This window comes from Cohnella laeviribosi DSM 21336, from assembly GCF_000378425.1.
Lineage (GTDB): Bacteria > Bacillota > Bacilli > Paenibacillales > Paenibacillaceae > Cohnella > Cohnella laeviribosi.
Genome location: NZ_KB899819.1, coordinates 48,624 through 70,059, shown reverse-complemented (window position 1 = coordinate 70,059; position 21,436 = coordinate 48,624). Strand labels below are relative to the sequence as shown.

At 58.5% G+C, this 21,436-nt stretch carries 22 protein-coding genes; 16 read left to right on the top strand and 6 right to left on the bottom strand.

Going from position 1 to position 21,436, the window contains the following annotated elements:
• The first annotated feature begins 3 nt into the window (after window positions 1-3).
• The 3 genes from F560_RS0109865 to F560_RS0109855 are packed head-to-tail and all read left to right on the top strand — an operon-like array spanning window position 4 to window position 2,937.
• The gene (locus F560_RS0109865) at window positions 4-486 is read left to right on the top strand and encodes a DUF456 domain-containing protein (RefSeq protein ID WP_019005570.1); all 483 of its coding nucleotides are present in this window, start codon (window positions 4-6) and stop codon (window positions 484-486) included.
• 15 nt (window positions 487-501) lie between these two features.
• Window positions 502-1,221: a ThuA domain-containing protein gene (locus F560_RS0109860; RefSeq protein WP_019005569.1), complete on the top strand. Its 720-nt coding sequence runs from the start codon at window positions 502-504 to the stop codon at window positions 1,219-1,221.
• A gap of 9 nt (window positions 1,222-1,230) precedes the next feature.
• Window positions 1,231-2,937: a putative polysaccharide biosynthesis protein gene (locus tag F560_RS0109855; RefSeq protein ID WP_019005568.1), complete on the top strand. Its 1,707-nt coding sequence runs from the start codon at window positions 1,231-1,233 to the stop codon at window positions 2,935-2,937.
• Here the strand turns inward: F560_RS0109855 and F560_RS22940 are convergent.
• Window positions 2,934-4,142 carry a DUF2515 family protein gene (locus F560_RS22940; RefSeq protein WP_019005567.1) on the bottom strand — a complete coding sequence of 403 codons (1,209 nt, stop codon included), beginning with the start codon at window positions 4,140-4,142 and terminating at the stop codon, window positions 2,934-2,936. The two genes, F560_RS0109855 and F560_RS22940, sit on opposite strands and share 4 nt — an antisense overlap.
• A gap of 116 nt (window positions 4,143-4,258) precedes the next feature.
• Between F560_RS22940 and F560_RS22935 the strand changes: the two genes are divergently transcribed.
• The 6 genes from F560_RS22935 (at window position 4,259) to F560_RS0109815 (ending at window position 11,948) form a co-directional block, all read left to right on the top strand.
• Window positions 4,259-5,776 (top strand): stalk domain-containing protein, encoded by a 1,518-nt coding sequence (locus F560_RS22935; protein ID WP_019005566.1) that lies wholly within the window; start codon window positions 4,259-4,261, stop codon window positions 5,774-5,776.
• Window positions 5,777-5,900: 124 nt separating this feature from the next.
• On the top strand, window positions 5,901-6,251 hold the full coding sequence (locus F560_RS0109840) for a thioredoxin family protein (RefSeq protein WP_019005565.1): 351 nt from the start codon (window positions 5,901-5,903) through the stop codon (window positions 6,249-6,251).
• A 275-nt stretch (window positions 6,252-6,526) separates the two neighbouring features.
• Window positions 6,527-7,444 carry a COX15/CtaA family protein gene (locus F560_RS0109835; RefSeq protein ID WP_019005564.1) on the top strand — a complete coding sequence of 306 codons (918 nt, stop codon included), beginning with the start codon at window positions 6,527-6,529 and terminating at the stop codon, window positions 7,442-7,444.
• Window positions 7,445-7,466: 22 nt separating this feature from the next.
• Window positions 7,467-9,239 carry a UbiD family decarboxylase gene (locus F560_RS0109830; protein WP_019005563.1) on the top strand — a complete coding sequence of 591 codons (1,773 nt, stop codon included), beginning with the start codon at window positions 7,467-7,469 and terminating at the stop codon, window positions 9,237-9,239.
• A 1,178-nt stretch (window positions 9,240-10,417) separates the two neighbouring features.
• A complete protein-coding gene (locus F560_RS0109820) occupies window positions 10,418-11,128 on the top strand; it encodes a Cthe_2314 family HEPN domain-containing protein (protein ID WP_019005561.1) in 711 nt (236 codons plus the stop codon).
• A gap of 46 nt (window positions 11,129-11,174) precedes the next feature.
• Window positions 11,175-11,948 (top strand): SDR family oxidoreductase, encoded by a 774-nt coding sequence (locus F560_RS0109815; protein ID WP_033395980.1) that lies wholly within the window; start codon window positions 11,175-11,177, stop codon window positions 11,946-11,948.
• 126 nt (window positions 11,949-12,074) lie between these two features.
• On the opposite strand, the gene F560_RS0109810 is transcribed toward F560_RS0109815, so the two are convergent.
• The gene (locus tag F560_RS0109810) at window positions 12,075-12,326 is read right to left on the bottom strand and encodes a NifU family protein (protein ID WP_019005559.1); all 252 of its coding nucleotides are present in this window, start codon (window positions 12,324-12,326) and stop codon (window positions 12,075-12,077) included.
• Window positions 12,327-12,411: 85 nt separating this feature from the next.
• Between F560_RS0109810 and F560_RS0109805 the strand changes: the two genes are divergently transcribed.
• A complete protein-coding gene (locus F560_RS0109805) occupies window positions 12,412-12,678 on the top strand; it encodes a YuzB family protein (RefSeq protein WP_019005558.1) in 267 nt (88 codons plus the stop codon).
• A 12-nt stretch (window positions 12,679-12,690) separates the two neighbouring features.
• On the opposite strand, the gene F560_RS0109800 is transcribed toward F560_RS0109805, so the two are convergent.
• Complete coding sequence (locus F560_RS0109800) at window positions 12,691-13,746, bottom strand: NAD(P)/FAD-dependent oxidoreductase (RefSeq protein WP_026298200.1); 1,056 nt, start codon at window positions 13,744-13,746, stop codon at window positions 12,691-12,693.
• A 105-nt stretch (window positions 13,747-13,851) separates the two neighbouring features.
• Window positions 13,852-14,946: an aminofutalosine synthase MqnE gene (gene mqnE / locus F560_RS0109795; RefSeq protein ID WP_033395978.1), complete on the bottom strand. Its 1,095-nt coding sequence runs from the start codon at window positions 14,944-14,946 to the stop codon at window positions 13,852-13,854.
• Between the two features lie 286 nt (window positions 14,947-15,232).
• On the opposite strand from mqnE, the gene F560_RS0109790 reads away from it, so the two are divergent.
• The 4 genes from F560_RS0109790 to sda all read left to right on the top strand — a co-directional run bounded on the left by F560_RS0109790 (window position 15,233) and on the right by sda (window position 17,532).
• Window positions 15,233-15,697: a hypothetical protein gene (locus F560_RS0109790; protein ID WP_019005555.1), complete on the top strand. Its 465-nt coding sequence runs from the start codon at window positions 15,233-15,235 to the stop codon at window positions 15,695-15,697.
• Window positions 15,698-15,826: 129 nt separating this feature from the next.
• The gene (gene erpA, locus F560_RS0109785) at window positions 15,827-16,186 is read left to right on the top strand and encodes an iron-sulfur cluster insertion protein ErpA (protein WP_019005554.1); all 360 of its coding nucleotides are present in this window, start codon (window positions 15,827-15,829) and stop codon (window positions 16,184-16,186) included.
• Window positions 16,187-16,442: 256 nt separating this feature from the next.
• Window positions 16,443-17,123 carry a YheC/YheD family protein gene (locus tag F560_RS0109780; RefSeq protein ID WP_019005553.1) on the top strand — a complete coding sequence of 227 codons (681 nt, stop codon included), beginning with the start codon at window positions 16,443-16,445 and terminating at the stop codon, window positions 17,121-17,123.
• A gap of 265 nt (window positions 17,124-17,388) precedes the next feature.
• Complete coding sequence (gene sda / locus F560_RS25000) at window positions 17,389-17,532, top strand: sporulation histidine kinase inhibitor Sda (protein ID WP_019005552.1); 144 nt, start codon at window positions 17,389-17,391, stop codon at window positions 17,530-17,532.
• Between the two features lie 114 nt (window positions 17,533-17,646).
• Here sda and F560_RS0109770 read toward each other — a convergent pair whose 3' ends face one another.
• Window positions 17,647-18,642 (bottom strand): NAD(P)/FAD-dependent oxidoreductase, encoded by a 996-nt coding sequence (locus F560_RS0109770; RefSeq protein WP_019005551.1) that lies wholly within the window; start codon window positions 18,640-18,642, stop codon window positions 17,647-17,649.
• 306 nt (window positions 18,643-18,948) lie between these two features.
• Here F560_RS0109770 and F560_RS0109765 point away from each other — a divergent pair, with 306 nt between their 5' ends.
• Together F560_RS0109765 and F560_RS0109760 are read left to right on the top strand one after the other, a co-directional pair.
• On the top strand, window positions 18,949-20,142 hold the full coding sequence (locus tag F560_RS0109765) for an NAD(P)/FAD-dependent oxidoreductase (protein ID WP_019005550.1): 1,194 nt from the start codon (window positions 18,949-18,951) through the stop codon (window positions 20,140-20,142).
• A complete protein-coding gene (locus tag F560_RS0109760; RefSeq protein WP_019005549.1) occupies window positions 20,142-20,414 on the top strand; it encodes a hypothetical protein in 273 nt (90 codons plus the stop codon). Before F560_RS0109765 ends, F560_RS0109760 begins: the two co-directional genes overlap by 1 nt.
• Window positions 20,415-20,542: 128 nt before the next feature.
• Here the strand turns inward: F560_RS0109760 and hemQ are convergent, their stop codons facing one another.
• Window positions 20,543-21,289, bottom strand: a complete 747-nt coding sequence (gene hemQ, locus F560_RS0109755; protein ID WP_019005548.1) for a hydrogen peroxide-dependent heme synthase — start codon at window positions 21,287-21,289, stop codon at window positions 20,543-20,545.
• Between the last annotated feature and the right edge of the window lie 147 nt (window positions 21,290-21,436).

The following is a 21,436-nucleotide window of genomic DNA, read 5'->3' as shown; positions in this document are numbered from 1 at the left end:
CGGATGGATATTGTCGGCTGGCTGGTGATTACGGCCCTGTTCGCCCTCGGGATGGCCGGAGCGGTTTTTCCCGTACTGCCTGGAGCGCTCGCGATTTATGCGGCGTTTTTTGTGTACGGGTTCTTTTTCTCGTTCGAGCCGTTCGGCTTCTGGTTTTGGACCGTACAGACGCTGATCGTCGTCGCCCTGTTCGCGGCGGATTACATCGTGAACGCCTGGGGCGTCAAGAAATACGGCGGTTCCAAAGCGTCGGTCGTCGGCAGCACGATCGGCGTCCTTATCGGACCGTTCGTCATTCCGGCGTTCGGGCTGCTGCTCGGCCCGTTTCTCGGCGCGGTGATCGGGGAAATGATTCACGGCTCCTCCATGGACCGTTCGCTTAAGGTCGGCTGGGGCGCGGTCGTCGGCCTGTTTAGCAGCATGGTCGCCAAAATCGTCCTCCAGCTGGCGATGATCGTTCTTTTCGTCATCTGGCTTATTTTCTAAGAAGGAGAGCTTGCCGTGATTCGCGTAACCGTATGGAACGAATTCAAGCACGAACGCCTTCACGAGGAGGTCCGCAGCGTATACCCGGACGGTCTGCACCGGGCGATTGCGGCCGGACTCGAGCAGGAAGGGGATATGTCCGTCCGCACGGCGACGCTGCCGGAACCGGAGTGCGGGCTGACCCGCGAAGTGCTGGACGGGACGGACGTTCTGATCTGGTGGGGGCATATGGCGCACGAAGAAGTGAGCGACGAAGCCGTCGAGCGCGTGTATGCCCGCGTGCTGGACGGAATGGGGCTGGTCGTGCTGCATTCGGGCCATTTTTCGAAAATTTTCAAAAAGCTGATGGGGACGACCTGCGATCTGAAATGGCGGGAAGCCAACGAGAAGGAACGCATCTGGGTCGTCGATCCGGCGCATCCGATCGCCGCGGGCCTGCCGGAGTATTTCGAACTGAAGCCGGAGGAAATGTACGGCGAGCATTTCGACGTCCCGGCGCCGGACGAGCTGGTGCTGGTCAGCTGGTTCGAAGGCGGCGAAGTGTTCCGCAGCGGCTGCACCTGGAAGCGGGGACAAGGGAAAATTTTTTATTTCCGGCCGGGTCACGAAACGTATCCCACCTATTACCATCCGCTCGTGCGGCGCGTCATCGCGAACGGGGTCCGCTGGGCGGCGCCTTCGGGGGCTGCGAAGCCGGTCCGCGGCAACCGCCAGCCCTTGGAGCAGTTAGGATGATCTGTTGAAATGCCGAAAAAGGACTCGTTAATCAAAGGCACATTGATTCTGACATTGGCCGCGCTTGTCGCCCGGGGGCTCGGGTTGTTCCAGCGGGTTCCGCTCGACCATCTTTGGGGTACCAAGGGAGGGCTGGCGTTCGGCGCGGCCAACAATATTTATTTGCTGCTGCTCGTGTTCGCCACCGCCGGCATTCCGAGCGCGATCAGCAAGATGGTGTCCGAGCGGCTGGAGCTCGGGCGCGAAGCCGAGGTGCAACGGATCTACCGCGCGGCTTTGCGGTTCGGCGTCATCGCCGGCATCGTCATGACCGCCGGACTGCTTATAGCCGCGCCCTTGTATGCGCGGCTGTCCCACATTCCGTACGCGACGCTGGCGATTCGGGCGATCGCGCCTTCGCTGCTGCTGTTCCCCGTCATCGCCATGATGCGCGGTTATTTTCAAGGACGGCAGTTTATGACCGCGGGGGGAATCTCGCAAATCGTCGAACAGATCGCGCGGGTGCTGACCGCCGTCGCGCTCGCTTACGCGCTTGCGGGCTGGGGCTACGACGACAGCTACATTGCGGCGGGCGCCGCCTTCGGCAGCGTGCTGGGCAGCATCGGCGCATTTGCGGTCATGCTCTGGTATGCGTACAAGCTGCGCCAGGCGGACCGCGGCCGGACGGAGCCGGCTTCTTCCGCTCCGGCGTCTGGCGCCGGAGCGCCGTCTGCGCCGTCCGCGGCCGCCGCCGCGAACGCGGGCGCGGGCGAACCGCCGGTCCTGACCCGGACGCGGGACATTTACGCCGCCATCTTCCGCATCTCGATTCCGATTTTGCTGACCGCGATGATGGTGCAGGTCATTTATTTCTTCGACCAGACGGTGCTGATTCCGCTGTCGGATTGGAAGTTCGGAGCGGCAACGGCGGAGCGGTGGGGCGACTGGCTGACGATCCGCGCCCAATCGATCGCGGGAATCCCGCCGATTTTGGCCATTGCGCTCAGCACCTCGCTGCTGCCGGTCGTCTCCGCGGCCTACGCTTCCCGCGACATGGACCGGGTTCGCCGCCAGTCGTCGCTGGCGATGCGCATCGCGGTGCTCAGCGCCATGCCGCTCGTGCTGGTTCTGGCGACGGCGGCGCACCCGGTTACCGGCCTCATCTTCAAGACGGCCGAAGGTTCGGCGATCGTCGCCGTGCTGACGGGGGGCACGATTTTTCAAATTTCGATGATGGTGTCCAACTCGATTCTGAACGGTCTCAGCCTTCAGCGGAAAGCGATGGCCCACTCGCTCGCGGGCATCGGGGTGAAGATCGCCCTAAGCTTCGCTTTGACCCCGTTCTTCGGCATTTACGGGCTGCTTGCGGCGACGAGCGTGTGCTTTATCTTCGTTACCGTCCGGAACATGCGCACGATTCGCGGCATAGCCGACGTGAAAGTGCTCGGGGGCCGCTGGCCCGGATTCGCCGCGGCCGTCGCGGTTCTTGCCGCGATCGGCGCGGCGCTGGCGCATTACGCCGCGGCATGGTTCTCCCCGCTCGGCTGGCGATGGCCGTACCTGCTTGCCGCGGCGCTGACCGGAGCCGTCGTTTGCGGCGCGTATCCGGTGCTTCTCGTTGCGCTGGGCGTCGTGCGCGCGGAGGACGTCGACGGCTTCCCGGCGAAGCTTCGCAAGCTGATCAAGCCGTTTTTGCGGCTTCGGCCGAGGGCGCTGCAGCGCGGCGACGGCGTCTAAGGACCGGACTCCGGCAGAAGCGCCGCTTTGGCCGCCGCCGCAGCCTGCAGCTTGCGCTGCCCCAGCATGTGCTCTTCGGTGATGTCCACGATCAGCGGGCAGCGCAGGCGGCCGAACGCCTGCAGCGCGGACAGGCTTTGGAACCAGTCGCCTTCGGATACGGCGCCGAGCGGCTGATCCTCCCAAGCCTCGTCCAGGCGGGGGCTCAGCCATGGCGGCTCCATCGAGAGAACGGCATCGCGTCCTTGAGCTTCGGGACGGGTGCCGTTTTTTTGCGCGGTAAACACGTGCGGCCAGTAGTCCGCCCGCGAGCCGGTATGCGGCACGGCCCGGACGAACGCTTCGGCGCCGTCGCGGATGCGCGGGCAGGAGAACAGCATGGCGTAAAGGCATTTGCCGAAGGAGATCCGCTCGTCGAGCGAGTCGAACCGCTCCAGGATGCGGCCGGCAAGGCGGTCCGCTTTCTCCCCTAGCGGGAACACGATCTGGTTCAACTGCAGCAGCGGCAGACGCGACTGAAGGATGCCCGCGCGGTAAGTCGGATCGCGGACGACCCGCTGCTGGATGACGTTCTGCTCGTTGACGATCAGCGCGACCATCAGCGGAACCGGGTCGCGGTCGATCCAGAAACGCTCCCAGAACGGAGCCATGAAGGACGATACGTCGAACGCGGGCAGCAGCGCTAACAGCCCTCGGCCGGTTCGCCGGCTTTCCGCATACAGCCGGAGCTGGGGATAAGCGTCCTTGAAAATAAGCGCGTTGCACGATTCCAGCATGCGGAACAGGGCCGCGATGTCTTCCTCCGGGAGCAGCCTGGGCAGCCATTCGCCCTTCAAGTCGGTCATGTTCCAGCCGCCGTTGCGGGAGACCAGGTGCGCAAGCAGCGCCCAGTGCAGCTCGGGATAAGCGAAATACAGATCCGCATAAGCCTGCGTCCGGGTCAGGTTGTTGCGGTTCAACGCTTCCGTCTCCCGGGCGATCCGCCTGACCAGTTCTCCCTCCTCGCCGAAAAGCGTCGTCGACTCTCCTCTTTTTCCCCTGTACTGTTCCTGCTTGAGAACTTCCGTGATCCAGGCGATGGACTCCTTCCGAATCGTCAAACGTTCCTTTGGCGCCGTCAGCATGGCGGAGCGCCGCCAGCACGACGCCTTGGCCGCGAAGCCTTCCGCCAGTTTGCGAACCATCGTGAGCCAGCCGTTGGCCATATCCGCATCCTCCGTTCCATATCGCTCTACTGGAAGGATTTCCAATTCGCGTGTCGAAATAACGGACATACCCGAAAACAGCTTCAGGGGAATCAACCAGGGAAAGGGAGAACAAAATGAAACATTCGCGTTTCCGGAAATTCGGGATTGGGGCCGCCTTGCTGCTGCTGGTTCTGCTTGTCGGCTGCCAGTCCGTGGGGGGAGTCGATCTGAACGCGGTCCTCTCGAAACAACAGGACGTTCAATCGTCCGAAGCCAGCGGTTCGCTTGAAGTCGCCCTGGATTGGGACGAGGAGGCATTCGCATACGAAGACGAGGAAGCCGTCCGGTTGCTGCATCAGTTAAGCCGATTCAAGCTGGTTTTCCATAACGTCAAGGAGGACGGCCAAGGCGGGCTGTTGGCCAAAGGCACGCTGTCCTTCGGAAAAGGAGACGTGCCGTTCACGATTCACGCGGATTCGAAAGCGGCGCTGGTCGAAGTCGACGGAGCGAAGCGCCCGTTTGCGGTCGACCTGACCTCCGGCGAGACGGAATTTCCGCTCTCGGGCGCTCTCGAGGATTCGGCGAATCGGATTTCGCGCAAGTTGTTTTCCTATTTCGTCACCCACCTGCCGAATCCGGCCGACATCCGGACAAGCAAGGAGTCGGTGCCGATCAACGGCGTCGCGACCGACTTGACGAAGATCAGCGCGAAGCTGAACGGCCGGGAGCTCGGCGATCTGATTCCCGTCTTTATCGATTCGGTTCTGCAGGACGAGGAAGGGCTCCGCGCGGTGCTGAAGGAATTCATCCTGTGGACCCAGGACGTGAGCGCGGAAGCGGCTGCCGGCCAAGAGGACGAGTGGCGGCTGACCGAAGCCGAAATCGACGGCCAGGTGCAGGAGGCGATCGATTCGCTGAAGGAGGCGCGCAAGGAGCTGGACCGCATCCGAACGGACGAAGAATCGGGATGGAGCGATCTGTTCAGCGACGGCGCGAGCCTCGCCTTTGACGCGTATGTGGATGCTTCGCTGCAAATCCGCAAGCTGTCGGCCGAAGCGAAAATCGACACGTCGGCGCTAAGCGAAGACTCCGTTCCGCTGCGCGGCGTGACGATCCGGTTGGAGGAGGAGAACTGGAACCTGAACGAGGATCTGGCGATCCCGGCCGTGAACGTTCCGCGCAACGCTTTGACGGAGGAAGAACTGGATACGATTTCGCCGGTGCGACTGGTCCGGACGTTCGAGACCGATTCCGTCCTGTACGACTTGCTGAAAAACGACCTGCAGATCGACGATCAGGAAGTGTGGCTCAGCTCGTACTGGGGAGATTCCTATTTCTACGACAAAGACGAGGTGCTCTACATTCCGGTTCGGGAAACGGTATCCGGCTTCGACGATACGCTCGTTTACGACCAGGCGAAGCGTTCGATCAACTTCTACGACGAGGCGACCTGCCGAAGCGTCTCGCTCAAGCCGGGCTCCGCTTGGGTGACGGTGGACGGCAAAGCGGTAAAATGGTCCCATCCGGTCGTTTCCGTCGACGGCTTGGCGTATGCGCCGGCCGACGAGCTGCTCGGGCTGCTCGGCGCGACGTACTCGTTCGAGGAAGACGAGGACGGCGACAGCTGGTTGTGGATTGCAAGGGATTTGTAGAAAACCGTCCGAAGGCGTATAATGACCGTAAAACCAGCCGGTTTGCCGTCCGTAACGGAAGCGGGAAGCCCGCTGGCTCGGAGGGGCCGGTTTTTGCGGGGCCCAACTTGAGGAGGGACGGAGCATGCGCAAAATTACGGAAGAAGCCGCTTTCCGCGAGGCGATCGGAAGCCGGGGTCTGACGGTCGCGGTGTTCAAGACGACCTGGTGCAAAGACTGCCATTATATCGAGCCGTTTATGCCGGAAGTGGAGGCGGCCTATGCGGACCGCATTTCATTCATCGAAATCGACCGCGACGATTTGGCCGATCTTTGCCAGGAGCTTAACATTCTAGGCATTCCGAGCTTTATCGCGTTCCGCGAAGGCAAGGAGCTGATCCGCTTCGTCAGCAAGCTCCGCAAGACGCGCGAGGAGATCGAGCAATTTCTCGATCGCGCGATTGCGGTGTCCGATCATCTGCCCTCCTCCGTCTGAACGGAGGAGGCCGCCGAAGGACCGGCGGCATGAATCCGGAAGCCTTCACTCGCCGCTGCGGCGGCGAGTGAAGGCTTCTTCGCGTCAACAGGGCAGCGGCATACGCCTGCAACCGGCCAAATGTGTCGAAACGGGTACGAATTTTCCCGTGAGCAATCCGTCACAGTTTGAACATGGTATTGTAAAAGTCGGTCCGGTATAATGAGGATGGCTGACTTGAGCCGACTTTCACAAAGAAACCGGGGATGGGTATGACCGCTAGAAGATTTCGAATTTTGTCGCTGGCGTCCTGCATCGGCATGCTGCTGGTGCTGCTTGCCGGGGCTATCGTCACGAATACCGGGTCCGGCGAAGGCTGCGGAACGGATTGGCCGCTGTGCAACGGCAAATTTATTCCGGCGTATACGCTGGAATCGATGGTCGAATACTCGCACCGGTTCGTTACCGGAATTGAAGGGCTGCTCGTTCTCGCGGCGTTTGCCGCCTCGTTTTTCGTTAAGCCGCGCAGCCGCGAGGCGATAGGATACGCGTCCGGCGCGCTGCTGTTTACCGTCATTCAGGCGATTTTGGGCATGATGGCCGTGATTTGGCCGACGTCCGACGCCGTCATGGCGATTCACTTCGGCATCTCGATGATTGCGTTCTCGCTTACGTGGCTGCTGTATGTATGGGCAAGACGGCATGAGAAAGCGCTGGCGAATCCGCAGGCGGATGCCGCCGCCGAGCGCGCATCAAGCCGGAGCGTGCCCGCTTCCCTGTTCAAATGGGTCCTGGCCGTTATGGCTTACTGCTATATCGTCGTCTACCTCGGGGCCTACGTGCGGCATACGAGCACCGCCGGGGGCTGCGTCGGCTGGCCGCTTTGCAACGGGGAGCTCATTCCGGAACTGACCGGGGTGACCTGGCCCGCATTCGCTCACCGTTTGGGCGCGTTTCTTCTGGGCATTGTAATCGCGGTTTTGTTCGTCTACACCCGCAAGGTGACCGGTAGCCGGGAACTGACCCGAAGCGCCGCCATGGCCCTTGGACTTGTCGTTTTGCAAATCCTGAGCGGCTGGCTGCTTACCGAAACGTTGAACAACGAAGACGTGTACGTCTTTACAGCTTTGCTGCATACGTTTATCATTTGTATTCTTTTCAACACGCTATGCTTGCTGGCGGTGCGCGCTTATCAGCTGTCCCGCCGCCGTTAATGCCGCTTGGAGGGTGAATCCATTGAGCTTTTCGTCGCTTCGTCCGTTTTTGGAAGTTCTGCGCAAGGACAAGGATTTGGCGATTATCGAAGCGCCCGTCGATCCTTACCTGGAAATTGCCGAAATCCACCGCAGGGTGATTCAGGAGGAGGGTCCGGCTTTGCTGTTCACGAACGTCAAGGGCAGCCCGTTTCCCGTGGCGACCAACATGTTCGGGACAAGCCGCAGAGTCGATCTGGCGTTCGGCCCTCGGCCGGAGCAGCTGATGAACCGTCTCGTCGGCGCGATCGACAAGCTGCTGCCGCCGACGTTCTCCGCGCTCTGGCAGGAGAAGGACATGCTGCTCGATTTGCTGAAAATCGGCTTGCGCAAAACGAGCCGGGACACGGCTCCGGTGCTCGGCGTCTCGCGCACGGAGCGGCCGCTGGCGGGACTGCCCGCGCTGACCAGCTGGCAGGACGACGGGGGCCCCTTCATCACGCTTCCGCTGGTGTATACGGAGCAGCCCGGACAGCCGAAGCGGCATAATCTCGGCATGTACCGGATGCAGATTTTCGACGACAGCACGACCGGCATGCATATTCAGATTCACCGGGGCGGCGGCTTTCATTACAGCGAAGCGGAAAAGCGCAACGAGCCGCTGCCCGTCACGGTCTTTCTCGGCGGGCCTCCGGCGCTGATCGCGTCCGCCATCGCTCCGGCTCCGGAGAATTTGCCGGAACTGCTGCTCGCTTCGCTCATTATGGGCGGCAAGTTGCCGATGGTCGATGACCCGCTCGGCGGCCACCGCATTCCCGCGGAAGCGGAATTTGCCATTTCCGGCCGCATGCTGCCGTTCGAGCGCCGTCCGGAAGGGCCGTTCGGCGACCATTACGGCTATTATTCGCTTCAGCACGATTTTCCGGTGTTTCACGTCGATCATGTCTGGCACCGCAAGGATGCGATTTATCCGGCGACGGTCGTCGGCAAGCCGCGTCAAGAGGATTATTATTTGGGCGAATTTCTGCAGCGGCTGCTTTCGCCCGCGTTTCCGCTGGTCATGCCGGGCGTCCGCAGCCTGTGGACGTATGCGGATACGGGCTTTCACGCGCTGTCTGCGGCCGTCGTGCGGGAAAGCTACTCCCGGGAAGCGATGGGTACGGCGTTCAGCATCCTCGGACAGGGCCAGTTGACGCTGACGAAGGTGCTGATGCTGACCGACCAGCCTGTCGATCTGGAGCAGTTCAGGCAGCTGTTGACGACGGTGCTGGAACGTTTCGACCCGAAGCGGGATCTGTACGTGTTCGACAACACGTCCCACGATACGCTCGACTATACCGGGCCCCGGCTGAACCACGGCAGCAAGGCGGTGCTGCTCGGCATCGGCGATCCGATCCGGAAGCTTCCGGCCGAGTACACCGGGGCGGAAATTCCGGGCGTCGACCGGCTGAAGCCGTTCTGTCCCGGCTGTCTGGTCGTTCAGGGAGCGAGCTATACGCGCGATCCGCAGCTGGCGGACAAGCTGTCCGTTCATCTTGCCGAAACCGGCTGCGAATGGCCGCTGGTCGTTCTGGCGGACGACGCGGACATGGCCGACGGAGAGTCGTCCTTCCTGTGGACGACGTTCACGCGGTTTAATCCGGCGCAGGATATTTACGCCGTGAGCGAGGCGGGCCGCCACCATATCAGCTACGGCCTGCCGCTCGTCATCGATGCCCGGATGAAGCCCGGCTATCCGGACGAGCTTTTCCCCCGGGAAGACATCGTGCAGCTGGTCGACAAACGGTGGAAAGAATACGGCATCCGTACACGGTAAAAAAACGAACCGATGCCTCCGCTCGGCTTCATTTCCCAGCGAATAGAAGGGGGAGGTCCGCCACAGAGGGTCGATGTCAGCGGTCTGCCGAAGCCCGTCAAATGGTTTGCCTATTTTGTCCTTACGATGATGATGGGCATGACGGTGATTTTATGGGCGTCGAATTTCCTGAAATGACGAAGCGTTTGGAGTAAACGGCGAACGGCCCCTTAACGAATTAGGATTTCCAAGCGCTCTGTCGATCTTGTGATGAGCCCTATTGGACGGAGGGTTGATGATGCCCATGTCCAAGAATCGCGTCGTACCCATAACGAAAATCGGGAACGGCAAGTCGGCGGCCGAAGTTGCCCGGGATGGCGCAGCGGCTGGCTGTTCGTTCATTGCAATTTCGGTTATATAGTCACCTAGTCATCGTAATCGCAACCGCGGCTATACAGCAACCTCGGCAATTTATCGCAACCGTGACCATTTAGCCATCGCGACGATGAGCAACCGCAGTCTATGAGCAAACCGTAGCCTATGCATCTATATCTCTATCTCCATCGTGACTATATAGCAGCTCGGCTACGCGTCTATATTGGAAAAATCCAACCAAATTTGCCGTTCAGGCGCCGGAAGCCGATCTATGTTGGATATATCCAGTTTTTTGGCCCGCAGAAGCCGAATCCACACGGCTCACGGGCCTTTTCATTGGAGAAAATCCAATATACGATCCGGAAAAGGGCGAAAGGAGTCCGCATCCTGCACAAAATCCAATATAATCCATAGCCACTCGGGGCCATGTGAGGTACTGGACGGACTACATGGCGGATGAGCATCACGGCGGACAGCGATGTAGGGTACTGGATGGACTACATGGCGAACGAACCGGCTTCAACGCGTGGATTCCCTGTCTCTTCAAGCCGAACGGCCACGCGGGTTCGCTCGTTTGCTCGTTTATCGAAAGAGGCCCAAACGTAGACGGCTCCCAACCAATCCCGAACATGGCCTTAAAAAACGAAAAACAAAAATTGGATGTGAATGGATCAGTCGTCGAAAACAACGAAAGCCCTCCGGCGCCGACCTCAGCCTTTATCGGTTGAGCGCGGCGCTTTTTTTGCTTAAAATGAAGGAACGGACAGCCTGACGAAACGGTTGGAGGGTCCGGCGGGAGAGGATATGCGCGTTGGAGGAACGACATGCTAAGACTGATGTTCGGGGAACGGCCCCGGAAGTGGGAAGGGCAGTCTGCGGAAACCGTCCGGGAGATGGAGGCGTTTATCCGCTATGTGCAAAATGCGTTAGACCGGAAACCGGACGGCGGCGCGAAGTTCCGCAAATATTGGATCTGGTCGGAAGGGCTGCTGCGGTCGTTTGACGAGTTGGAGCAAAGCCGCTATGCCGCCATTCGGTTCGGAAGCCAAATCACCGCGGCGTCCCTGAAGGAGATGGGGGAAGCGGAGCGGCTGAATTACGACCGCTACGTCTATTTCGACAAAAATGCTTTTATTCGCGTCTTCTCGTTGTTGGACAAGCTGGGTACGCTCCTCAACGACGCGCTTGCGCTGGAGACGGAGAAGGTCAAGGCGCATTTCTCTTTTTTTACCGTTTTGCGCCGGATGCGGCAGGACGGCTTTCACCGGGAGCTCGGAGAGCGCCTCGGGCAATTGAAGGACGGCCATCAGGCCGCGCTGGGCCGGCTGCGGACAAGACGCAATATGGAAATTCATCATATGAATGCGGAACTGCAGGACGATTTGCTGCAAAGCCTGCATTCGGGAAAAGGGGACCTTTACCGGTTTCGGCTCGAGGATTTGTCGGCGCAAATGGAGGATTTGGAGGAAGGATGGCACATGATCGTCCAGACGCTGGCCATCTCCTTCCGCTATTTGCGATTCAACGTTCGTTAAAGTTTGATGCCGCGCTGCGGGGAAGGGGCGGGAACGGTTGGCAAAGCTGCTGGGAAAAACGGCGTTAGTGACCGGAAGCGCGAAAGGCTTGGGCAGACGGACGGCGCTTGAGCTTGCATCGCTCGGCTGCGATGTGGCCGTCAATTATGTAACGAGCCGCGCGGAAGCGGAGCGCGTCTGCGAAGAGATCTCCGCCATGGGGCGGCGCGCGGTTGCCCTGCAGGCCGACGTCGCGAAGGCCGAGGAAGCGGAACGGCTGGTGACGGAGACGGAGCGCCGGCTGGGCCAGATCGATATTTTGGTCAACAACGCCGGTCCTTTTATCCGGGAACGAAAACGCTTCGCCGATTACACGGTGGAAGAAATTCATTACCTGATGAACGGCAATCTCGTCGGCACGATGCTGCTCGACCACCGGGTGCTGCCGGGCATGCGGAAGAGGCAGTGGGGACGGATCGTGCATTTCGGCTTCGGCCATGCCGCCGAGGCCCGTTCGTGGCCGCACAGGGCGGTTTACGCGGCTGCCAAAGTCGGCCTGGTTTCGTTCACGAAGACGCTGGCCGCGGAGGAAGCGTGCAACGGCATTACCGTCAACATGATTTGTCCCGGCGACATTCGGGGAGATAATAAGGAGAAGGGGATCGCCGACGTGGAGGGCGTCGAGGACGAGGAATCGCCGCGCGGCCGGCCAGGCACCGGGGAGGACGTCGCGCGCGTCATCGGCTTTCTGTGCTTGCCCGAATCCGATTTCATCACCGGCAATTCGATCGACGTGTCGGGCGGATTCGACCCGATCGTCAGCAATATCAAGCGGACGTGAGCGCGTCCGTGTGCCGGATGCGGGCGCCGGATGGCCCGAAGACGGCAAAAGGTCCCGCCTCCGGCACAACCGGGGGCAGGACCCTTTTTCCATCCCGAGCAAGCGGGCCAGAATGTGACGATAAAATTAGAACACTTGCACGACTTCCTGGATGCCTTCGACTTCTTCGAACAGCGCGCGTTCGATGCCGGCTTTCAGCGTGATCGTGGAGCTCGGGCAGCTGCCGCATGCGCCCATCAGACGCAGCTTGACGATGCCGTCTTCCACGTCGACGAGTTCAACGTCGCCGCCGTCGCGCTGCAGGAACGGGCGCAGCTTGTCGAGAACTTCGAGGACTTCGTCGTACATCGAGTTCGCGGTTTGCGCGTTTTCGCTCATGGCTATCGACTCCTTTCTAACGTTATTATAGTACAAAATGCATTAAAGTAAAACGGACGTCCGCTAAAGAAAGGAAGGTGGCCCCGTGCACATTGTGGAATTTTGCGTCAGCAACATGCATCATGGAACCGACCGGGTGCTGCGGCGGCTGGAGGAGCTCCCCGACATCGAGATTGTGGAATACGGATGTCTTGGCAACTGCGGCGAGTGCTATCTGTCTCCGTATGCCTTGGTTAACGGGACGCCCGTGTTCGCGGAGACCGCAGACGAGCTGTACGATCGGATCGTCGAGGAGCTTCGCGCGCAGGAAGATGAACGTTCGGCGCTTGACAAATTGCTTGACGATCTATAAACCGAAAAACGATTACCCGAAATGGCGGCGGCTCTTCCAGAGTACGCCGCTTTTGAGCATGCGCGGGATGCGTCCCATAATCGGCGTCGACCCCATCAGGCCGAAGCCCGACTTCTTGCCCAGCGATCCGAGCGTGCCTTTCAGGCGAATGCGGGGCAGACTGATTTCCTTGTTGTTCCACCGTGCCGCAATAACCTGAGCCACCTGGTGGCCCTGCGCCTGGGCAAGCTGTCCGCTGGGGGAGAACGGCTGGCTGGAGCAATCGCCGATCACGAACACATTCCTCACATCCGGCAGTTCATGCCATTCATTGACGATCAGCCGGCCCTGCTTGTCCTTCGGGAACGACATCTTCTGCACCAGCTCGACCGGCTGGATGCCGGCCGTCCATACGGTCACGTCGGAAGGAATTTCCTCCGATCCGTTATAGATCACGCCTTCCTCCAGCTTCGTAATATGTATTTGCGAGCGGAGTTCGACGTCGTGTTCCTGGAACCAGGATGCGACAAATTTCTGCAATTTCCCGGGAAATGCGGACATGAGGCTGCTTCGGTCCAGGATGCGGATATTCAGATCCGGACGGCTCTCGCGCAGTTCCGACGCGACTTCGACGCCGGACAAGCCTCCGCCGACGATGTTGATTTGGCCGTAAGGCTTCGTATCGTTCAGCAGTTGGTACGTGCGGCGCGTGGCCGAAAGCGTTTGGACGCCGGTCGAATATTCGCTGGCCCCGGGAATGCCGTGATAATTATCGGTGCAGCCGAGGGCAATGACCAGGGAATCGAACGGCAGCGGGTCCCGATCCGCAATCTGGACGGTTCGGTCTTCGAACGAAACGGAAAGGACTTCGCCGTATACGATATCCAATTGAGGATGGGAAGGGAAAGAGACGCGAATATCGACTTCGGATGACGTTCCGGCAGCCAGCGCGTAAAATTCGGTTTTCAGCGCTCCGAACGGATTGCGGTCGACCAGCACGATTCGGACGTCCGAAGGAACGCGGTCCAACAGTTCGTGCACGACGGTCAACCCGCCGTAGCCTCCACCAAGTATTACGACAGTGCTCATGTATGATTTCTCCTTTGATGTCTGTTCTTCTTATTATGACCATACGTCGGACAGAATCCGCAGCAAAAAACAGCGGCAGCATCTGCCGCTGTCCCGTGCCTGCCTTTATTCGTAAACCTTCAATTCGTTATACAGCGTATCGCGCTCCACCGGAATGCGTCCCGCACCCTTGATGAGCCATACGAGATCTTCCCGGGTGATGCCGGCCGGCGTCAGCGCGCCTGCGGCGTGGCTGATTCGTTCCCGGACGACCGTGCCGTGGGCGTCGGAGGCGCCCATCGTCAGTGCGACTTGCGTAAGCTGCGTGCCGATGTTGATGAAGTAGGCTTTGACATGCTGGAAGTTGTCCAGCATCAGACGGCCGATGGCGATGGCTTTCAAATCTTCGAAAGCGGAATTGCGGCGGCGAATGCCGGCCTTCGGGCTGGTCGGCTGCATGGACAGCGGGATGAACACCTGGAAGCCGTTCGTCTCGTCCTGCAATTCGCGCAAATGCAGCATATGCCGCACGCGTTCTTCAATGGATTCGACCGGTCCGTACAGCATCGTGGTCGGCGTCTTCATCCCGAGCTGATGCGCGGTCCGGTGCACCTCCAAATACTGCTCGATGCCCGCTTTTTCCACCCGCATCTTTTTGCGGTATTGATCGGACAAAATTTCCGCGCCTCCGCCCGTCAGGGATTGCAGCCCGACATCCATCAGCCGCTCCAGCACCTCGCGGTAGCTCAAGCCGGACAGACGCGAGAAGAAGTCGATTTCCGCCGCGGTATACGCTTTGATGGTCACTTGCGGATAACGTTCCTTCAGCGCGCGGATCGACTCGACGTAGTAATCGAACGGAACGTGATTGTTGTGCCCGCCGACGATATGAAACTCCCGGGTGTTCGGCGTGATGTGCTGATCCACATACTCGAACATTTCTTCCGGCGTCAATGTATAAGAGCCTTCTTCGCCCAAATCCTTGCGGAAGCTGCAGAAAGCGCAGTGCGATTCGCAGACGTTGGTGAAGTAGAGGCTCATCGTTTCGGTAAAATAAACTTTTTTGCCGTTTTTGCGGAGATTGACTTCGTTGGCAAGCTGTCCGATCGTGAGCAGGTCGTCGGATTCGTACAGAAAGATGCCGTCCTCCAAACTCAGTCGTTCGCCGTTTCGGACTTTGTCCGCTATTTCCGCCATTTTGCGATCCGGATTCGTTATCATAAGGGACAAGGGAATGGCCTCCTTCGAAAGGGTGATGTTCGCGAAAACCGGTGCCGCCCGTATCGTATGTTTGTGAAAAAAATAACTTTCGACTCCGACGAAGCAACGTATAATCCCTAAACCGGTGAGCTGAATGTCAGCTTTCATTATAAACCTCTGTTTCAAACCCGGCAACTAAAAATAAATGAGGTATAATTAATCCCAAATAGGGGAATCAACTTGAATATAAAACAAAATATGGCTATGTTAGTTGTAACAATAATTTACGAAAAGGAAGGTGTTTGCGTTGAAGCCCGACATTCTGCCGATCTCCGAGCTGGAGAAAATGGAAAAGCCCGAAAAAATCGCAACTCTGCAAACATACAGGGCCCATTATACGATTAAAGATTTGAGCCAGGCGTGGGGATTTAATAACCCGATCCAATATTACATGTGGCTGAAAAAGCAAAACATCTACGAGCAGCTCGTGCGGCGCGCGGACAAGTTCGATCCCTCCAAGGAATGGAAGCGCATGCGCGAAACGGACGGCCGTGAAGCCGAACGGATTCCGGTCAAGGGACTGCCCGCCGACCAGTTCCGTTACGGACTCGATACCGATTCGACGGGACCGGAACTTGCGCACGTGTTTCGCCGGCTGTCCGAGTTTCTGTTAAATGAAAACGGCTACTTCCGGTGCCGGATCGAGCTTAAGGCGCTGCCCCAGCAGACGGCCTCGCAGCCGGAATGGAAGGAAGAAGACGCCGGCGCCTGACTCCGCGCCGGGCTTGCCGATTGCGGTGCCTCTTGAGGCTTTGACGGCCGAGGAGTATAATGGCTATAAGCAAGGCAAACATGCTTGCATACGGCATGATCGACTCCATATCCAAGGAGGGAACCGCATATGATTTCCATCAGCGAAGCGGCCAGCCGGAAAATCCAGGAAATGCTTGCGGCGGAGGAGTCTCCGAACCTGTTCTTGCGCGTAGGCGTACAGGAGGGCGGCTGCAGCGGTTTTTCATATGGCATGGGATTTGACGACGAGCAGCACGAGGACGACGAAGTGCTCGAAATCCGCGGCCTGAAGGTCGTCGTCGATTCCGAAAGCGTCAAGTACCTGCGCGGTCTCGAAATCGACTACAAGGAAACCGGCATGTCCGGCGGGTTTACGATTTTTAATCCCAATGCGATTGCCACATGCGGCTGCGGCTCGTCGTTCCGGACGGCGACCGACGCGGGCAAGCCGAGCCCGGAGCCGTGCTGAGCGGTTAAGGCGAAGTTTCTTTCGGTTTTACGCAAATTCCCGACGGCATCGGGACCTTTTTTCAAACGGGCCAAGCGTTTGCTTTCGTTTTGGAAGGCGGACGCTTGGTTTTTTTTGGTTTCTGCCCGTTCGTCAGACTTAAATCGTTGATCGGCTGCCGGCGATTTCGGGCGATTTGAAGGCGTCATTCATCCAAGAACCTGTCCTCCCGTTCTCGTATGTTATAAGCATAGAAATAGGAAAGGAGACGCAGATAATGGATACAGCGACCATATCATCGGGACGACAGCTGGCCAGCAAGTGGTTGAAGACAAACGCCCTGCTGTCCAATCCCTCCATCGCCCGCCATATCCCGCCTTCGCGGCTATTTACGTCCGCCAATCTGCAAGCGATGCTGTCCAAGTATGGAATGGTCGTCATCAAGCCGGTTTGCGGCGGCGGCGGCATCGGCGTCATGAAGGTTTCCCGATCGGCGGCAGGCTATTCATGCACATATATGGCGAAAACGCGCACATTCCATACATTCGCGGGACTTCTGTCCCACATCAACCGGTTGCGGGGACGGCGTTCGTACCTGATTCAAAAGGGCATCCGACTGGCCACGGTCCGGGGCAGACCGATCGATTACCGGGTCAAATACGTGAAGGCAAACGGAGTCTGGACGTTCCGGTCCATGGTCGGACGGGTCGCGCGCAGGGGATTGTTCGTCACCAATTTGTGCCGGGGAGGCACGAGGATCACTGCATCGCAAGGCATACGGCAATCTTTGTCGCAAAAAATGGTAGGCGCCAAGAAACGGGAAATGAGACGTTTGACGAAAATCGCGACAAGCTTGCTGGAAAGGCGTTTTCCGGGCGTCGGATCGCTCGGCTACGATTACGGAATCGACCGGAACGGACACATTTGGATTCTGGAGGTCAACACTCGACCCCAGTAAACGGGGAGAAATGACAAAATTTTCTATTCAAGCAATTAATCATCGCAAATTGCGCAATTAAAGTTTTTTATTCGAAATGTTGAAAATGACCTGTGTATAAGTTCATCCACAACATTCACAGCATAATATCGGGCCCGAACGACTCTTTTCAACATTATATCCACATGTTGTCCACTTAGGGGTGTGGATAGCGGGGAGGCTTGTCCGCCTTTTCGGTGACATGCTATGATGCCCTCACAATCCCAAAAAGGAAAGGGTGTGGGGAATGTTGCCGCTTCTATCGGATGAATTGCTGTTGGAGGCTTATCGTCATGCGCTTCGCCTGAAGCTTGAACAGGAGTTTTTGTCGCTGCTGCGGGCGGAGATCGATCGGCGAAAACTCGTCTTGCCGGAAGAGCAGCCGGCATAATCTCTCGCAACGGAACGGCAACAGATTCGCATGCGAAAACGTAAAGCAACGGGCATCCCATTGGCTGACGGAATCGCTCCATTCGGGATGCCCTGTCCTTGTTTTTGGAATGCGTTACAGCTTCAAGTTGCTGCTGTGGCCGGGCGACAGCTTTGCGTCCGGATCGATATAGACTTTGGCGTTGTTGATGGCGGTCGGCGCTTCGCCGAAGCCGACGGCGATCAGCTTCAGCTTGCCGGGATAGGTCGTGATGTCGCCTGCGGCGAAAATCCCGGGAACGCTGGTCTCCATCCGGGAATCGACCACGATGGAGCCGTCCCGGATCTCAAGTCCCCATTCGGCAATCGGCCCGAGGGAACTTACAAAGCCGAAGTTGACGATTACCGCGTCGACCTCCACGTCCGTCGTCTCGCCCGTCTTCGTATGCGTCAGCGTAACCTTGCGGATGGCGTCGTCGCCATGCAGGGCCGTAATTTCCGTCGGCACGACGATGTTGACCTTGGACTTCTTCAGCAGTTCTACGCTATGCTCGTGCGCGCGGAATTTGTCGCGGCGGTGGACAAGCGTAACCTGCTCCGCAATCGGCTCGAGCATAAGCGACCAATCGACCGCCGAATCCCCGCCTCCGCTAACGAGCACCCTTTTGCCGCGAAACGTCTCCAAATTCCCTACGAAGTAATGCAGATTGGATTTTTCGAACCGGGCCGCTTCCGGAAGCTCCAGCCTCCGGGGTTCAAACGCTCCCACACCGGCCGTAATGATGACCGCCCGGGCGTAAAGCACGCTCTTGTCCGTTTCGATCTCGAACAATCGTTCTTCGAGCTTGCGGACGTTCCGCACTTTTTCCTCCAAGCGGATTTCCGGCTCGAAATGGCGCATTTGGCGCCTCAGATTGTCGACCAGCTCCTGGGCCGTGATCTTGGGAAAGCCCGCAACGTCGTAAATGTGCTTTTCCGGGTACAACGCGGCAAGCTGGCCGCCGAGCTGCGGCATGCTTTCGATCAGCGTGACCGACATCTTCCTCATCCCGCCGTAAAAGGCGGCAAACATTCCGGCGGGCCCGCCGCCGATAACGGCCACGTCTCTTACTTCGCCTAGAGGCCGATTCATGTTGGGACACCTCCGTTCGCGCAAGCGAAATTTGTGGTAAACACGTTGCTGGAATAAGCTTCGTCAAATCTGCTTTTATTATAAGCTTGGGTTCCCGCGAAAGAAACCGGATGCGGAATAAGGAGGAAAAATTTGCAGGAAACTAGACATGGAACGCCGGGAAAAACGCGGTCAATTTTGTGGAGATGTCCAAACAATTTCGTACATATGAAACTTGAAAATAGCAGTGAAAGCCTATATGATTCAGTTGTACGGTGAGGATCGCGACTTGGAGAGAAACAAACACAGGATTGGATGGGATTGACCATGAGCAGCATACCCAAAATTGTCATTCTGGGCGCGGGATACGGCGGCGTGCTGACCTCCCTTCGGCTCCAGAAGGAATTAAACTACAACGAAGCGGACGTAACGTTGGTCAATAAACACGATTATCATTATATTACGACTCATCTTCATATGCCTGCGGCCGGCACGGACCATCCGGACAACGCCCGGGTGAGCATTTCCAAACTGATCGACGAGTTCAAGATCGATTTCGTCAAATCGACGGTCGTCCAAATCCGTCCCCAGGACCGCAAGGTGATTCTTGAAGACGGAACGCTTTCCTACGACTATCTGGTCATCGCGCTCGGCGGCGAACCGGAGACGTTCGGCATCCCCGGATTGGCCGAACATGCGTTCACGATCCGCAGCATCAATTCCGTCCGGTTGATTCGCGAGCACATCGAATACCAGTTTGCCCGGTACAAGCGGGAGCCGCACCGCACCGATTACTTGACGTTCGTCGTCGGCGGAGCGGGATTTACCGGCATCGAGTTCGTGGGCGAGCTGGCGGACCGCGTTCCCGAGCTGTGCAAGCAGTTCGACGTCGACCGCAGCCTGGTCAAGATTTACAATATCGAAGCGGCTCCGACGGCGCTTCCGGGCTTCGATCCCGAGCTGGTCGAATATGCGATGCAAGTGCTGCAGAAGAAGGGCGTCATCTTCAAGATCGGCACGGCAATCAAGGAGTGCACGTCCGAAGGCGTTGTCGTCGGGGAAGGAGAGGAGATCAAGTCGCAAACCGTCATCTGGACGGGCGGCGTGCGCGGCAATCGGCTGATCGAGGAAGCCGGCATCGAGACGACGCGCGGCCGCGTCAAAGTGGACGAGTATTTGCGTTGTCCCGGACACGAGAACATTTACGTCCTCGGAGACAATTCCCTGGTGTTCAACGAGGAAGGACGGCCTTATCCGCCGACAGCCCAAATCGCCATGCAGCAGGGCGTAAACTGCGCGCATAATCTGGTGGCTCAAATCCGCAACCAGACGCTCAAGCCGTTCGTCTTCCACAACAAAGGCACGGTAGCCTCGCTCGGCAAAGGGGAAGCGATCGGCATCGCTTTCGGCAAGAAATACAAAGGCCGCGTCGCTTCCTGGCTGAAAAAGGCGATCGACCTCCGCTACCTGTTCATTATCGGCGGCATTCCGCTCGTGCTGCGCAAGGGCAAGTTCCTCTGATGAGACACTGCAGCGTACAGGTCAGAGGGCTGCTGACCCGAAGCGAGCTGGACCGCTACAACGCGCTCATGGAGGTCGGCGCTTTCCTGGAGTCGCAGTCCCGTTACGACCTGTCGGCGATCGTGCAGGCGGAGATCGACCTTCTGATTCAGCCGGCCATCGAACGGCTCAAAGAGAAGAGCCGCGAACGGGACCGCAAAACTCAGGAGTTTCTGGAGGAGCAGCGCCGCGCGGAGTGGGAAGCGCAAATGCGGGCGCTGGACGAGGAATAAAATAAAGCCGAAGCGCGATCCCGTGCGGCATCCGCTTCGGCTGTTTTTTTTGCCTGACCGTTTGGAAAAGTCAACGATCCTTCGCGTCTTCTTGGTCCGGCAGGGCGACTCAACGCCCGGCTTTCGGCTCAACCCCGGAGCAAGTCCGCCAATTGCTCGCGGGAAAGCCGGTTGCCGACATAAAACGGACCGAATTCCCCGAACCGGGCGCTGACCTCGTCGAAGCGCATCTCGTAAACGAGTTTTTTGAACTGCAGCGCGTCGTCCGCGAACAGGGTAACGCCCCACTCCCAATCGTCGAAGCCGACCGACCCGCTGATGATTTGCTTGACTTTGCCGGCATAGCTGCGTCCGATCATGCCGTGGCTGCGCATCATCGCCTTGCGGTCTTCCATCGGCAGCATGTACCAGTTGTCCTGCAGCAAGCGGCGTTTGTTCATCGGATAAAAACAAATATGGTTCGTTTTCGGCAGGATCGGCTTCAGCCGGGCGGCAATTTCCGGCACCTGCATCGGATCGACGCCGGGCTGGCCCATATAGTTGCTGAGCTCGACGACGCTCACATAGGAATAGGAAGGCTTCAGGAACCGGCCGATGGCGGAACGGTTAAGCGCGTTCTCGATCGCGTTCAGCTCCTTGAGCGTTTCTCTTAAGTGCATAAAGACGATATCCGCCTTTTGTCCCACGATCGCGTACAGGCCCAGGCTGCCTTCCTTGCGCTGCTCGACCGCCTCCCATTGCTCGGCAAGGCCCAGCAGTTCGTTTCTGGCTTGTTCCCGCTGCGCGGGCGACGCATCGTTCCAGGCCGTCCAGTCGATTGTTCTGAAATCGTGCAGTACATACCAGCCTTCCAGCGTTTGGGCTGCTTCACTCATAAAAACTTCTCTCCTTGTCCGTGTATGGCTTGAGTATGGCTTGCGGGAATCGCTCTACTTCCTGATTGTAGCGGAACCGCCCGCCGCGGGCAAACGGCCTGCGCCGTCAAACGATGACAAAGAAGTGAACTTGCGTTTCCGGCAGGA